This window comes from Allobosea sp. LjRoot9, from assembly GCF_964252745.1.
GTDB lineage: Bacteria > Pseudomonadota > Alphaproteobacteria > Rhizobiales > Beijerinckiaceae > Allobosea.
This window is the reverse complement of the sequence record NZ_CAXUPC020000004.1, coordinates 146579-159755: the sequence shown is the minus strand read 5'-3', so window position 1 is coordinate 159755 and position 13177 is coordinate 146579. Positions and strand designations below refer to the sequence as shown.

The following is a 13177-nucleotide window of genomic DNA, read 5'->3' as shown; positions in this document are numbered from 1 at the left end:
CAGGGCGCTTATCGCGGTTCGCGACGTCCCGGATCGAAATGCTTGGCGAGCTTGGCTCCGTAGTGTCCATAGTCCCGCTGCAAGGTGCCGTTCTCAGCGGCATAGGGGGTCACGGCCTGCGGGAAACGGGACTCGAACATGAAAGCGAGGGTGTTCTCGAGTTTGTGGGGCTTCAACTCGCTGTTCGAGGCCTTCTCAAAAGCGTCGACATCGGGACCATGCGGCAGCATGGTGTTGTGGAGGCTGATGCCGCCCGGCACGAAACCGCCTTCGGTCTTGGCGTCGTAGACGCCGTAGACCAGCCCCATGAACTCGCTCATGACATTGATGTGGTACCAGGGCGGCCGGAAGGTGTTCTCCGCCACAAGCCATCGGTCGGAGAAGAGGACGAAGTCGATATTGGCGGTGCCGGGCGTCTCGGAAGGCGAGGTCAGCACGGTGAAGATCGAGGGATCTGCGTGATCGAACAGGATCGGGCCGACCGGCGCATATCGACGCAGATCGTATTTGTACGGGGCATAGTTCCCGTGCCACGCCACGACATCCAGGGGTGAATGGGCGAGATCGCAGGCCCAAAGGTCTCCCCCCCATTTCACCATCATCTTGCCCGCCGCATCCCGGTCCTCATAGGCGGCAACGGGCGTGAGGAAGTCGCGCGGATTGGCAAGGCAGTTCGCGCCGATGGGACCGCGCTCCGGCAGCGTCAAGGCGCCACCATAATTCTCGCAGATGTAGCCGCGAGCCGATCCCTCAACGAGTTCGACAGTGAACTTGATGCCACGAGGAATCACGACGATCTCGCCGGGCTCGATCGTGATCACGCCAAATTCGGTTCGAAACCTCAGCCGGCCCTGCTCGGGCACGATCAGCATCTCCGCATCGGCATTGTAGAAATACTCGTCCTGCATCGAGCGTGTGGCGACGTAGACATGAGCCGCCATGCCGCTTTGCGCGCTGACATCGCCGCAGGTCGTGATCGTGCGAATGCCCTCGATGAAGGAGATCGGCTCGCTCGGGATCTCCTGCGGGTCCCAGCGCAGCGGCCCGATCGGCAGATCCGCTGCCGGATGCGGCGCCGAACACCACAAACCGGGAGCCATCCTGGTGAAGCGTCCCCAATGCGCCACGGTCGGGCGGATCCGATACAGCCAGGATCTCTCATTGGTGGTGCGCGGTGCCGTAAAAGGCGAACCCGAGATCTGCTCGGCATAGAGACCGTAGGGACATTTCTGGGGCGAGTTACGGCCGACCGGCAGGGCTCCGGGCAGTGCCTCGGTCTCAAAGCCGTTGCCGAAACCCGACATGTAGCCCGCCGTGATTCCCGAGCCCGACGCGATCTGGCCGAGGGGCGATGGTGCTGGAGCGTTCATGGTCGCCTCTTTTGTTGCCGGTGTTTGGATTGGCGGCGTTCGATCTTGAAGCAGATGGCAGCGCGGCGCCTCACTCGGCATCCGCCTGCTTGTCAGGGGCGGCCTCAGTAAAAGCGGCGAGTGCCATGCAGCTCGCTTCTGCCGCCAGCAGGCGTGGCACGGCCGACAAATCGCAGCCGAAGCGGCGGGCGTTGGAAAGCTGCGGAACGAGACAGATATCCGCCAGAGTGGGCGAGGCGCCAAAGCAGAACGGCCCCGGCGCGCCGACGAGCAGCGCTTCGCAGGCCTTCAGCCCGTCCTCGATGACATCGCGAGCCCAGCCCGTGACCGCGGTCTCGGGCAAACCGAGTGTCCGGAGCCGCGCCAGAACCCTCAGATTCTGCACGGGATGGATGTCCGCCGCGATAGCGAGTGCAAAGGCCCGCACGCGCGCGCGAGGCAGCGCATGTTCGGGCAGCAGCGGCGGCATCGGATGGGTTTCCTCCAGCCATTCGCATATCGCCAGCGACTGCGTCAGAACGCCTCCGGCCAGCTCCAGAGCGGGAACCAATCCTTGCGGATTCAGTCGCAGGAAATCCGGCGCCCGCTGCTCGCCATGGCGCAGATGGTGCGAGACATGCGTCGCCGCGAGGCCCTTGAGGTTGAGCGCGATGCGCACGCGCCACGCCGCGCTCGAGCGAAAATAGCCGTGGAGGGTGAGCACCCCTGCTCCCTCCCCGCCCGAAGGCGCGGTATTTGCGTCGAGGCCTGAGCGATCCGGATCCTGCGCTGTGCCGTCGCGCGCCACGACTTCCCCCTATGTGCAACGAGAAACGTTGGATACGATATCAATATCCCGGCCATTTAATATCATTTCATATGAAATCAAACAAGCCGCCTGACCGGAAATTTTCCCAGAGGGGCGATGGGAAGGATCCGGATATGCCTGCCGTTTCGGACGAGCCGCTGGTGCTGGCGCGTTTTCTGCCCTATCGATTCTCCATCCTGGCCGAGCGCATCAGCCGCGCCTTCGGAGCGCGCTATGGCGCCGCCTTCGGCCTCGGCATCCCCGAATGGCGGGTGATGGCCGTGCTCGGCGAGCTGAACAAATGCTCGACGAAAGAGATCATCGCCCGCACCGAGATGGACCCCGTCAAGGTCAGCCGCGCAGCGGGCCGGCTGGTGGATCTCGGCCTCGTCCAGCAAAAGCCTCACCCCGAGGACAAACGCGCGCAGATGCTGAACCTGACCCGCAAGGGGGGCGATGTTTACGGCAGGATCCTGCCGATGGCGCGCTCGCTCGAGGCTGAATTCACCAGCGTGCTGGATGCCGAGGAGAGGCGCGCTTTGGATCTCATCCTGACCAAGCTGCATGTCAGCGCAGGGCGCCTCCAGGAAACGTCTTGAGGACCGGGCCGTGGTCACGGCCGATCGTGACCCTGCGTGGCTCATGCGTGACGACAAGACATCCGTGGTCGACAAGACTTCCGCCGAAATGCTGGAGGCATATATCGCCGGACGTCTGATCGCGGATCACCACGCTGGCACGCGAGCGCCCCGATGCGGTCGAGGCGCTGAAGGGGCTGAGCGAGAGCCTGCTCTGGACGTTTCATTATTAGGCGCGGTGGCGGGTTTTGGGGTGGCCGCGTGCGGGTTTCTGTGGGGCGTTGGTCCGCTCGCATTGGGCGCCGGCTTTGGCTTACCCCCATCAATCTCCAAGGCAGCTTTCATCGGGGCCTTCTCGTCGTACTGATCGTAACAGTCATTCACGCGGCCTACTTCGACACAATCATCACCAAAGAAGCCGCCGTTGATGCATCTAAGATCTATGCGCGACAGCTCATGCTAGCAACGGAATCGCCGCACCTGAAGAAGGTTGATGACACTAAACGAAGGCGGGAAACGGCCTGACTATTGGCGATACCCTTCCAGCCAGATGCCTGCCCCATTGCGCCGAGGATCATGACGACGATACCGTGGTTTGAGGTACATGAAGGGCTTCGGCGATGACGAGCAGCGACCGCACATACGTATGGTGGCCGCTCACTCAAGGGGCGCTGCAGCAACCCAGTCGCCCGGTCGACCATCAACGAATTGAGCTTCGGAATCGAAGCACGGGTGTCATTGAAGCAATGCGTCCTAGCGAATTGGATCCGGCGCTCGACACGGTGATTTATGAATGGCGACCTGTCGAGGTCGGGAGCGAAGGCTCTGAGGAGCAGCGTTAGAGAGACCCGGCCGGCGAGCTTGTGCGCGCGATGGCTTCCCGCAGGCGGGCGTGCTCGACGCGATGACAAGTTGGACAGAGCAGAGCAAAGTCGCCCGTCGTCGTGTAACGAATCCCTTCATCGAGCGGGTTTTTGTGGTGCACGTCAAGCAAAGATCGCGGTCTGATTAGCCCCGAAGGAAATAACGGTGCGGGGTCGAAACTACACTCGTCGCATAAGAGCTTCCCGTCTCGAATTCTCATTCTGATAAACTTGCCAGCGAGCCAAACAGCACGTCGGCGCACTTTCCTACGACGCTCTTCCTCTATTCCTTCAAACGCGCCGGCCGAGAAGTCTTCGTCTAAATCCTTGGCAAAACGTCTGCTTATCGGACTCGCATCCGCGAGTGCGAATTCGTCCTCAATACCTATCCATGCATTTTCTGATGGCATGATCTCAATTTCGAGCATCGCAATCTTTTCGCGATCAGCGTCATTGAGATCTCTCAGAACAGCGGACGGTCTTTTATACAGGCGGTGGTAGGAATCCTCGCCGAAAACTTCAGCGGCGATCGGATTTCCGACGATTGAATAGCTCTCAACAATCGGGAAAGCTACTGACCACCGCCAACGTTGGTCCGGATCCGCCCACATATCTTGGATCTTCTTGAATTCGATAGCGCCCAGAATCTGTTCGAGTGGTCTCGATGTTGTGCGGAGCTTGTGAATCCCCACAAGCCTACCGGCGATAGCCTTGTGTGCTGCTCGCTCGGCTAGGAAATCGGGATCGCGCTCGAATCCCGGATTTGGTTGGCCGAAATTCTTGACGATGTATTCAAGCACGTACCCTCTGCCGAACTGACGTTGGATGGTGCTTTGCCGAAGGTTTCTGGCTTTCAGGCCGCCGTCTTCTGGGGTGAAGCCAAGCCAAGTCGAGGCAGCGAGCCAATCGGCCTTGGATACAGTGACAGGGTATTTCAAATCTTTGATGAGCAAGGGCATTGTACGGCTGGAAACGGCGACAATTGAAGATGATCGCGCTGAGCAGAATTGGCTGCCCAGCTGTCAACATGGCCGGAGCCTTGGCGATCTTTATGGTAAAGACGTATCAAGAAAAGGCCGCCTAAATCGGCGATAACCTGGATGCAAAATAGTCAAAGTCGCCTACCGCCTGCTCAAGCTCTGATCTTGCGGAGAGACTCTTGAGTTCTGCGAAAGCTCGTGCCTGGCAGTTGACTTGTTTCTCAGGATTAAACTCAATGTCCGTGTAGCCGTCGTAATCGATGTTCGCCGCAATCCACTCGGAATGCCCGGCCAAGGCTCGAATATAGAGCCAGTCATAGTAAGCGTTCTTCGGGCTGAGCGGGAAGCGCTTCGTCTCCAGTTCAAAACCGACCAGGTTGCCGGCGTCGATTTCGCGGATGAAGCGTTTCGCCTCGCGCGGCTGGAATTCGAATATCTCTGGGAACGGTCCCTGACGCTCGAAGACCTTCGAGCCTTGGTAGACGCTTTCCAGGGGGTATTGAAACCCTTGCAGATTGATCCTGAGGCTGAAGGCGCTCAGCCTGCGGCCAACCTCGACATCGGATTTTGTCGAGATTTCGAGGACGTTTTCCAGACCGGCGCGCTTGGCGGCATTATGCAGCGCGACGACGTTCTTCTTTTTCTGACTTTCTGCGAACCCCGAGGACCAGTTGAACTCGAAGGATCGCTCATGGGTCAGTTGGGCGCCCGCTAGGGTCGGAATGAATACCGGTCTGCTGGCCACTAGTAACGCACCATGATCATTGCCCTGGGTACCAAAGTTGGAACGAGCACTTCGAACTTTTCGGCTGTGCGCAGTCTCGTCTGGATCGCCGCGTCGTTCCAATCGGTCCGACTATAGAGGACCTCAATGTCCATATGGGCGATCGCCTCGGCTATCGGCAAGATCAATACGCCGTTTGCGTTGGCCACGCCAAGGGCGACCTTCACTCCTGGAGTGGCCAGCACCGCTGGACTGATGCCGAGATAGTGCGGCTTTGGAAGCCGCCCGGCCTGTTGCGCCAAGAACTTCATGCCATGGTTTCGGGTCATGCATAGGCTGACGTATGGATCGATCCCCCGCTCCAAATCCAGCCTCTGGCTTAGATCATTTCCACCGGTAGCGCTTGGCGGCCAAAGGCTTTTGGCGCGTAGCTCTGCCTTCGACAGGATGCCGTACTTGTTGATTCCCTCGAAATTCCCTTCATCCGTGAAATGGTAGAGATGCTGATGCTGCGGGCTCGCGGCGATATATCTTACCAGTTCGTCGACTGTCATTTTTGGCCCCCCCGCGCCATCTAACGGCGAGAAGGAGCGCTCTGACAACCTATGCGTTAGGTGTATCGTCATGCCTCCATTAGCGGCCGCCAACTTGCGAAGGCCAGTCGTCACCGGCTCTCCCGCATCAGCGGAGCTATAGCCATGGCCGAGTCAGCGTGTCTGTCCGCTTTCTGGCAGAGGGGTATGGCAGCTAGTGGCGCTTAGATCTCTAGTGACAATGTCTGAGGGGGATTTCTGGGCAAGCGCTCGTATAGCGCTCAGAATTCGATGTTCACAGCCTGGCCTTGTGTTAGCGATGTAGCCAGGGAGGGCATCATGGACAAAGAAAACGCCGAACTTGCTCAGATTTCGTTTTACCTGGCCAAGCAAGACCAGACCTTCGACACCATTATCGATTCGGAGGCGGCGATCACCGCTCAAGTAGCGTATCAAGCGCACGACTTCGAGGTCGGCCACGCGGCATGCCGTTTTCTGTACTTCGAGCACGTATCCAAGAAATCCAATCCGCCGTGGCTGGATTTCGCCAATGAGCAGCTGTCGGCGGCGGCTCCTTTAAATTTCTCGGCGACCAGCCGCAGTCCAAACGGATTGATCCTAATCGCGCTGGACGGGCGGTTATTGGCCGCCGTATTTGGGCGAAGCGCCTCCAGTTGCCTACTTAGTAGGGCACTGGAGCCTGACTTCGGCATCCGCACGGCGATGAACCTGTGCGGCAATGAGGAAATTCGCCAGACTAGGAGCCAGAGCAACACCATTACGCCGACGCACATTGACCGTCAGGTCGCCAAGCCAGCGGACACTTTTGCCTTCGGCATGAACGAGGCGGAAGACCTTCGCTACATCTCAGCCCACGTGAAGGGCGATCGCAAAGTCACACTGCAAGGACGGAACAGCCTCACCGTCAAGGTGATCGGCGAAGATAAGCTGAGTTGGGACAAGATTATCGTTCAATGCCGGAGCTTCCTAGAGGCATTCGTCAGCCATGACTTTGCCACGCTGTTTCCCAACTACAAGAATTTCCGCCCGGCGAACGAGGAGCAGACTGCCAAACTCGACGATGCCCTTATCAAGGCACTGCAGGCGCGCGACTTCTATCGGCTGAACATAGGCATTCCGGAATTCGTGTCAGAGGAAGAGTACGGATTTAGCTATTCGAACCACGCTAAACGCGATGACATCATCCACGCGTTCCTCGATCCAGCGCAGCTGAAGGATTGCCTGCCGCTCGACGGCGTCACTATAGACCAACTCAAGCACAAGAAAATCTATGCCTACTCACCGGTGGAGAACCGAGTGCTGTCTTGGAAGAAATGGTACGTTTACGACTGCCTGAACTTCGAGCATGAGCTCGACGGCTGCTACTTCATCCTCAGCGATGGTCGCTGGCTAAAGATTGATGTCGATTTCTACAAGGCCATAGAAACCTTCATTGAGGCTCTGCGGGTCGAGCCCTGTGAAGCGGTCTACGCCGGCATCGATATCAGCAACCCTCAAGCCATGCGCAACGAGGAGCGGATTTTTAACGACCAGGTCTGCGCTCTCCGCCCTTCGAACGTTAAGTTTGATCGGGCTAAGCTGAAGATCGGGACCGGGCGTCGCGACAAGGAGTTCTGCGACATTCTTGACTTAGAGGACGATGGGGTCATCCGGATCGTGAACTGCAAGCCATGGAAGGATGCGGCCTCGATGAACTACCTATTCTCGCAGGCGAAGTTCTACTGTGAGTCCTTCTTGCGCGATGAGACCTTCCTAGCCGAAATCCGGGGGCACATCGCTAAATCGAACAACCCGCGCAAGGATGATTATCTGGCCCGCATTTCCGAGCGGATTGAGGACTTAAAGGGGCAAGACTACCGCGTCTGCCTCTGGCTGCTCTACGACCAAAGGGAGCCGCCACCGAGCCCATCTGACATACCGTTTATCGCGCGTTACGAGTTGAAGCTGATGCATGAGCATCTGCGCAAAGTCTGCAAGTTCAGGGACATCATCGTTCGTTTCGTGCCGGTGCATCTCACCCGCTTCCGTACCGCCAAGGCGCCAGCACAGGCCGCGTGAGTAGATTCCCACGTCAGCGGAATGTACGCTTCCCGACACAGCGCCAAGCCCTTCTTTTGGCGCACTACCAGAGCAGGTTATCGGATCGGTCTCGCCAACTCTGAATGTCGCGCTATCATACCGGCATGGCCTTCGGCGTCTTCATCCACCGTCACGATTCGATCTACGACGACAGCCCTGCCGAGCGCTATCAGTTCCCGCGCCAGTATCTCGGCCGCGTGCAGGCCTGTATTGGCGATTGGATCATCTATTACGAGCCGCGCAAGGTCGCCGAGACGCGCGGATATTTCGCCATTGCCAGGGTTCAGCAGGTGATCCCGGACCCTGCCGCGCCTGACATGTTCATCGCGATCATCGAGCCAGACAGCTATCTCGACTTCGCCCGTCCTGTCCCCTTCAGCGATGCGAATGGCGTCGTCGAGCGCGGCGTCCTGAATGAACAGGGGCAGATATCGGGCCGAGCCCAGGCGGCCGTGCGCGCGATCTCACCGGTCGACTTCGACCACATCCTGGCTCTCGGCCTCGACGAGAACGAACCACTGCTACCGCGCGTCGATCAACCCCTTTCCGGCTTCGCCGAGGAGCAGACGCCCTTCGCGTTCGATCAAGAGCGTGAGCGGCTGACGTTGATCACATCGCGGCTGGTCCGGGATCGGGTGTTCCGGCGCGTCGTCCTGCGCGCCTATGACGAGCGCTGCGCGGTGACTGGGCTGAAGCTCATCAATGGCGGTGGGCGTGCCGAGGTCGCGGCCGCCCATATCCGCCCCGTCGCAGCACATGGCCCCGACATCGTCAGCAACGGCATCGCCCTCTCAGGCACTGCCCATTGGATGTTCGACCGTGGCCTCATCAGCCTGTCCGACGATCTCGACATCCTGGTGTCGCGACAAGCCAACGACCCGGGTGGGATTCGCAGTTTCATCAATAGGACGGGACGCGCCTTCGCGCCGATGAAGCCGCGCGAGCGACCGCACCCACCGTTTCTGAAGTGGCACCGGGAGAACTGCTTCAAGCAGTGAGATCGCGCCGAGGACATCGCCTGGCCTTGTAACCACGGCAACCGTGGTCTTTCGAAAACCCGCGCCGGATCTCCCGTGCGCTCCCAGCCCCAAAACGCAAAAAGCGCCGGAAAACCCGGCGCCTTTGGCAGTCTGTAAAGCTAAGATGTCCTGGAGCGGGAGAAGGGATTCGAACCCTCGACCCCAACCTTGGCAAGGTTGTGCTCTACCCCTGAGCTACTCCCGCGTCAGGACATGGTCGCGTCGTTGCCGGCGCGAGGCCGGCTTATTGCCCCAATCCGGAGCGCAGCGCAAGCGCCTAAATCCAACAAATTTCACAACCCCGGCTTTTCGCAGGCCTGACCGCTTCGGCCTGAGCTTGCCGCTGGGCTCAGCACATGGTTAGGCATCGCTTCGACCCGCTTAAGCCCCATATGAGCCGCAATGCCCGCTCCCCTGACGCCAGACGAACTCTGCGCCCATCTCTCCACCCAGGGCCTGTCCTTCCACCGGCTCGACCATCAGGCCGTGTTCACGGTCGAGGAATCGGCGTCGCTGCGCGGCAAGGTTCCGGGATTGCACTCCAAAAACCTGTTCCTCAAGGACAAGAAGGGCCGGCTCTTCCTGGTCTCGGCGCGGGAGAACGCCCGCATCGACCTGAAGCGCCTGCATGAGGTGATCGGCGCGAGCGGGCGGCTGTCCTTCGGCTCGGCCGAATTGCTGCTGGAGAAGCTCGGCGTCACGCCGGGCTCGGTCACCGCCTTCGCCGTGATCAACGACCGCGCCAACGAGGTCACCATGGTGCTCGACGCCAATCTGATGACCGGCGGCGAGATGAATTTCCACCCGCTGATCAACACTGCGACGCTGCGAATCGGCCGCGACGATATGCTCGCCTTCCTGCGCGGCACCGGCCATGAGCCCATGATCGTCGATTTGCCGATCCCTCCCGACGGTTTGCCGACCTCTCCCAATGGACAGAACGACTCATCCTCCCCATCTATGGGCGGGATTGCGGCAATGGCCCGGTCCGAGGCTAAAATTTGAGAGCATTGCTCCTGCGAAAAACCGGTACCCAGTTTTTCGCGCAATGCTCTAATTCCGACGATCTGATAGCGACGAAGGACGACCCATGCTGGTCAATGGCGATGCGGCCGAACAACCCGGCCTGATCAAGGACACCACGACGCAAGCGTTCCGCCAGGATGTCGTGACCGAATCGATGACGCAGCCCGTGCTCGTCGATTTCTGGGCGCCCTGGTGCGGCCCCTGCAAGCAATTGACCCCGATCATCGAGAAGGCGGTCAAGGACGCCAAGGGCAAGGTCAAGCTCGTCAAGATGAACATCGACGAGCATCCGCAGATCCCCGGCCAGCTCGGCATCCAGTCGATTCCCGCGGTGATCGCCTTCAAGCAGGGCCAGCCGATCGACGGGTTCATGGGCGCGCAGCCCGAAAGCCAGGTCAAGGCCTTCATCGAGAAGCTGGTCGGGCCGGTGGGGCCGGGCGAGGCCGAGGAACTGATCGCGGCCGCCCAAGCCGCCATCGAGGCCGGGGACGCCGCTGGTGCGAGCGAACTCTATGCCGGGGTCCTCGAGCTCGAGCCCGAGAACCTCAGTGCCATCGCCGGCCTCGCCCGCCTGCATCTCGATATGGGCGATCTCGAAGGTGCCAAGGGCATCCTGGCCATGACGCCGGAGGACAAGGCGGCCGACCCGGCGATCGCTGCGGTGCGGGCCGCGATCGAGCTCGCCGAACAGGCCGCCTCGCTCGGCGACACCGCCGAACTGGAAGCCAGGGTCGCGGCCGATCCCAAGGACTATCAGGCCCGTTTCGACCTCGCCGTGGCGCTGAACGCCCGCGACCGGCGCGAGGAGGCGGTCGATCATCTGATCGCCATCATCAAGGCCGATAGAACCTGGAACGACGATGGCGCGCGCAAGCAGTTGCTGCAGTTCTTCGAGGCCTGGGGCCCGATGGACGAGAACAGCCAGGCCGGCCGCCGCAAGCTCTCGACCCTGCTGTTCTCTTAAAGCCGTCCAGGGTCTCGTAAGCACTAAGGAGCCACCGCAGATGGGCATGAATGCCGTCTACAACGGAGCGCAGGATTGCCCGCTGGTGATCCCTGTCTTCCCGCTGGCCGGCGCCCTGCTCCTGCCGCGCGGGCAGATGCCGCTCAACATCTTCGAGCCGCGCTACCTCGCCATGGTCGATGACGCGATCCGCACGCATCGCGTCATCGGCATGATCCAGCCCGAGCCCGAGAATGGCCGCCAAACCGGCGAGCCGGAATTGCTCAAGGTCGGCTGCCTCGGGCGGATCACGCAATTCGCCGAGACCGGCGACGACCGCTATGTGCTGACGCTGACCGGCATCAGCCGCTTCCGGATCGTCGAGGAGCTCACGGTCAGCACGCCCTATCGCCAGGCCCGCATTTCCTATGACGATTTCCTGATCGACTTCACCGCCCGGGCCGGCGAGGACGAGGTCGATCGCAACGGCCTGCTCAAGGCGCTGCGCGCCTTCGCCAAGGCCAATGAGCTCAAGATCGACTGGAAAGGCGTCAACGAGGCGCCCAACGAGGCGCTGGTCAACGCGCTCTCGATGATGTGCCCTTTCGGCCCGCGTGAAAAACAGGCGCTGCTGGAGGCGCCCAGCCTGAAGAACCGTGCCGAGGTGCTGGTTGCGATCACCGAGATCGAGATCGCGCGCGGCGGCGGCGCCCCGGAGACCACGCTGCAGTGAACCTGGCCGTCGCGAGCGCGGATGCGCAAACCATCAGCTATCCGCCGCGTCGCGCCGTCACGGCCTGGCTGTTCTTCGATTGGGCGGCCCAGCCCTTCTTCACCCTGATCACCACCTTCGTCTTCGCGCCCTTCTTCGCCGCGGCGCTGGCCTCGGACCCGATCGAGGGCCAGGCGCTCTGGGGCTATGCGACCGGCTTCGCCGGCCTCTGCATCGCCTTGCTCTCGCCCCTGCTCGGCGGCATCGCCGACCGCACCGGCCCGCGCAAGCCCTGGATCGCGACCTTCGGGGCGCTGCTGGTGCTGGGCTCCGGCATGCTCTGGTTCGCGGTGCCGGGCTCTAGCTTGGCGGTGCCGATCGCGCTCGCCGGCTTCGTCATCGCGACCATCGGCGCCGAATTCGCCACCACCTTCAACAATGCGATGATGACGCGGCTCGTCCCGCCGGAGCGGCTGGGCTGGCTCTCGGGCACCGGCTGGGCGATCGGCTATCTCGGCGGCCTGCTCTCCCTGGCGATCACGCTGGCCTTGCTTGCAGCCGACCCGCAGACCGGCAAGACCCTGGCAGGGCTGACGCCGATCCTGGGGCTCGACGCCGCGGCCCGCGAGGGCGACCGCTTTTCCGGGCCGCTGACAGCGCTCTGGTTCATCGTCTTCGTCGCGCCGATGTTCTGGCTGACGCCGGATTCGGCCAAGACCGGCATGCGGCTTGGCGAAGCGGCCAAGGGCGGCGTCGGCCGGCTGAAAGCCACGCTCGCCGAATTGCCGCGCCTGCCATCGCTTGGCCGCTTCCTGCTCGCCAACATGATCTATCAGGACGCGCTGGTGGCGCTCTTCGCCTTTGGCGGCATCTACGCCGCCGGCGTCTTCGGCTGGCAGACCATCGAACTCGGCATCTTCGGCATCCTGCTCACCGTCACCGGCACGCTCGGCGCCTGGCTGGGCGGCAAGCTCGACGATGCGATCGGCGGCAAGCCCGTGGTGCTGGGCGCGATCGCCTGCCTGCTGATTGCCTGCCTCGGCATCCTCTCGCTCGGATCAGACCATATCCTCTTCGTGGTCACTGCGGCTCCCGCCACGCCCGGCGACGGCCTCTTCGCCTCGCTGCCGGAGCGGGTCTATCTCGGCCTGGGGCTCCTGATCGGCCTCGTCGCCGGCCCCTTGCAGGCCTCCTCGCGCAGCCTGATGGCGCGGATCGCGCCCGAGGGCCGCGTCGGCGAGTTCTTCGGGCTGTTTGCGCTCTCGGGGAAGGTCACATCCTTCATGGGGCCGACGCTGGTGGCGCTGGCGACGACGATCTTCGACAGCCAGCGCGCGGGCCTGGCTGTGCTGATCGCCTTCTTCCTGGCAGGCGGGGCGCTGCTGGCCGGCGTCAACGTGAAACGCGGGCTGTAGGGCGCGGGTCATCCCGCACGCGTTGCGGCACGAAGTGCTGCGACGCAGATGCGGGACCGCATCGGTCAGAAAGAGCCTTGCTCGTCACGCGGTCCCGTGTCTGCGCCGCGGCATTGCATGCCGCAGC

The 13177-nt window shown here is 61.5% G+C and carries 12 protein-coding genes and 1 tRNA gene; 7 read left to right on the top strand and 6 right to left on the bottom strand.

Annotation, left to right across the window (positions count from 1 at the left end; genetic code table 11):
• Window positions 1-8: 8 nt before the first annotated feature.
• Complete coding sequence (gene hmgA / locus ACSQ3P_RS18050) at window positions 9-1370, bottom strand: homogentisate 1,2-dioxygenase (RefSeq protein ID WP_436166894.1); 1362 nt, start codon at window positions 1368-1370, stop codon at window positions 9-11.
• Between the two features lie 70 nt (window positions 1371-1440).
• Complete coding sequence (maiA, locus tag ACSQ3P_RS18045) at window positions 1441-2073, bottom strand: maleylacetoacetate isomerase (RefSeq protein ID WP_436166893.1); 633 nt, start codon at window positions 2071-2073, stop codon at window positions 1441-1443.
• A gap of 218 nt (window positions 2074-2291) precedes the next feature.
• On the opposite strand from maiA, the gene ACSQ3P_RS18040 reads away from it, so the two are divergent.
• Window positions 2292-2756, top strand: a complete 465-nt coding sequence (locus tag ACSQ3P_RS18040; protein WP_436166892.1) for a MarR family winged helix-turn-helix transcriptional regulator — start codon at window positions 2292-2294, stop codon at window positions 2754-2756.
• Between the two features lie 817 nt (window positions 2757-3573).
• Here the strand turns inward: ACSQ3P_RS18040 and ACSQ3P_RS18035 are convergent.
• From ACSQ3P_RS18035 to ACSQ3P_RS18025, 3 genes are all read right to left on the bottom strand, one after another.
• The gene (locus tag ACSQ3P_RS18035; RefSeq protein WP_436166891.1) at window positions 3574-4557 is read right to left on the bottom strand and encodes an HNH endonuclease; all 984 of its coding nucleotides are present in this window, start codon (window positions 4555-4557) and stop codon (window positions 3574-3576) included.
• A gap of 121 nt (window positions 4558-4678) precedes the next feature.
• Window positions 4679-5323, bottom strand: a complete 645-nt coding sequence (locus tag ACSQ3P_RS18030) for a DarT1-associated NADAR antitoxin family protein (protein ID WP_436166890.1) — start codon at window positions 5321-5323, stop codon at window positions 4679-4681.
• Complete coding sequence (locus ACSQ3P_RS18025) at window positions 5323-5856, bottom strand: DarT ssDNA thymidine ADP-ribosyltransferase family protein (protein WP_436166889.1); 534 nt, start codon at window positions 5854-5856, stop codon at window positions 5323-5325. Before ACSQ3P_RS18025 ends, ACSQ3P_RS18030 begins: the two co-directional genes overlap by 1 nt.
• Window positions 5857-6174: 318 nt before the next feature.
• Here ACSQ3P_RS18025 and ACSQ3P_RS18020 point away from each other — a divergent pair, with 318 nt between their 5' ends.
• Window positions 6175-7914 (top strand): DUF6119 family protein, encoded by a 1740-nt coding sequence (locus ACSQ3P_RS18020; RefSeq protein WP_436166888.1) that lies wholly within the window; start codon window positions 6175-6177, stop codon window positions 7912-7914.
• Window positions 7915-8039: 125 nt separating this feature from the next.
• The gene (locus ACSQ3P_RS18015; protein ID WP_436167184.1) at window positions 8040-8933 is read left to right on the top strand and encodes an HNH endonuclease; all 894 of its coding nucleotides are present in this window, start codon (window positions 8040-8042) and stop codon (window positions 8931-8933) included.
• 151 nt (window positions 8934-9084) lie between these two features.
• Here ACSQ3P_RS18015 and ACSQ3P_RS18010 read toward each other — a convergent pair.
• A tRNA-Gly gene (locus ACSQ3P_RS18010) sits at window positions 9085-9159 on the bottom strand.
• A gap of 197 nt (window positions 9160-9356) precedes the next feature.
• On the opposite strand from ACSQ3P_RS18010, the gene ACSQ3P_RS18005 reads away from it, so the two are divergent.
• The 4 genes from ACSQ3P_RS18005 to ACSQ3P_RS17990 all read left to right on the top strand — a co-directional run bounded on the left by ACSQ3P_RS18005 (window position 9357) and on the right by ACSQ3P_RS17990 (window position 13050).
• Complete coding sequence (locus ACSQ3P_RS18005) at window positions 9357-9959, top strand: prolyl-tRNA synthetase associated domain-containing protein (RefSeq protein ID WP_436166887.1); 603 nt, start codon at window positions 9357-9359, stop codon at window positions 9957-9959.
• A gap of 85 nt (window positions 9960-10044) precedes the next feature.
• The gene (gene trxA, locus ACSQ3P_RS18000) at window positions 10045-10944 is read left to right on the top strand and encodes a thioredoxin (protein ID WP_436166886.1); all 900 of its coding nucleotides are present in this window, start codon (window positions 10045-10047) and stop codon (window positions 10942-10944) included.
• Window positions 10945-10984: 40 nt separating this feature from the next.
• Complete coding sequence (locus tag ACSQ3P_RS17995) at window positions 10985-11656, top strand: LON peptidase substrate-binding domain-containing protein (RefSeq protein WP_436166885.1); 672 nt, start codon at window positions 10985-10987, stop codon at window positions 11654-11656.
• On the top strand, window positions 11653-13050 hold the full coding sequence (locus ACSQ3P_RS17990; protein WP_436166884.1) for an MFS transporter: 1398 nt from the start codon (window positions 11653-11655) through the stop codon (window positions 13048-13050). Before ACSQ3P_RS17995 ends, ACSQ3P_RS17990 begins: the two co-directional genes overlap by 4 nt.
• The last annotated feature ends 127 nt before the right edge of the window (window positions 13051-13177 follow it).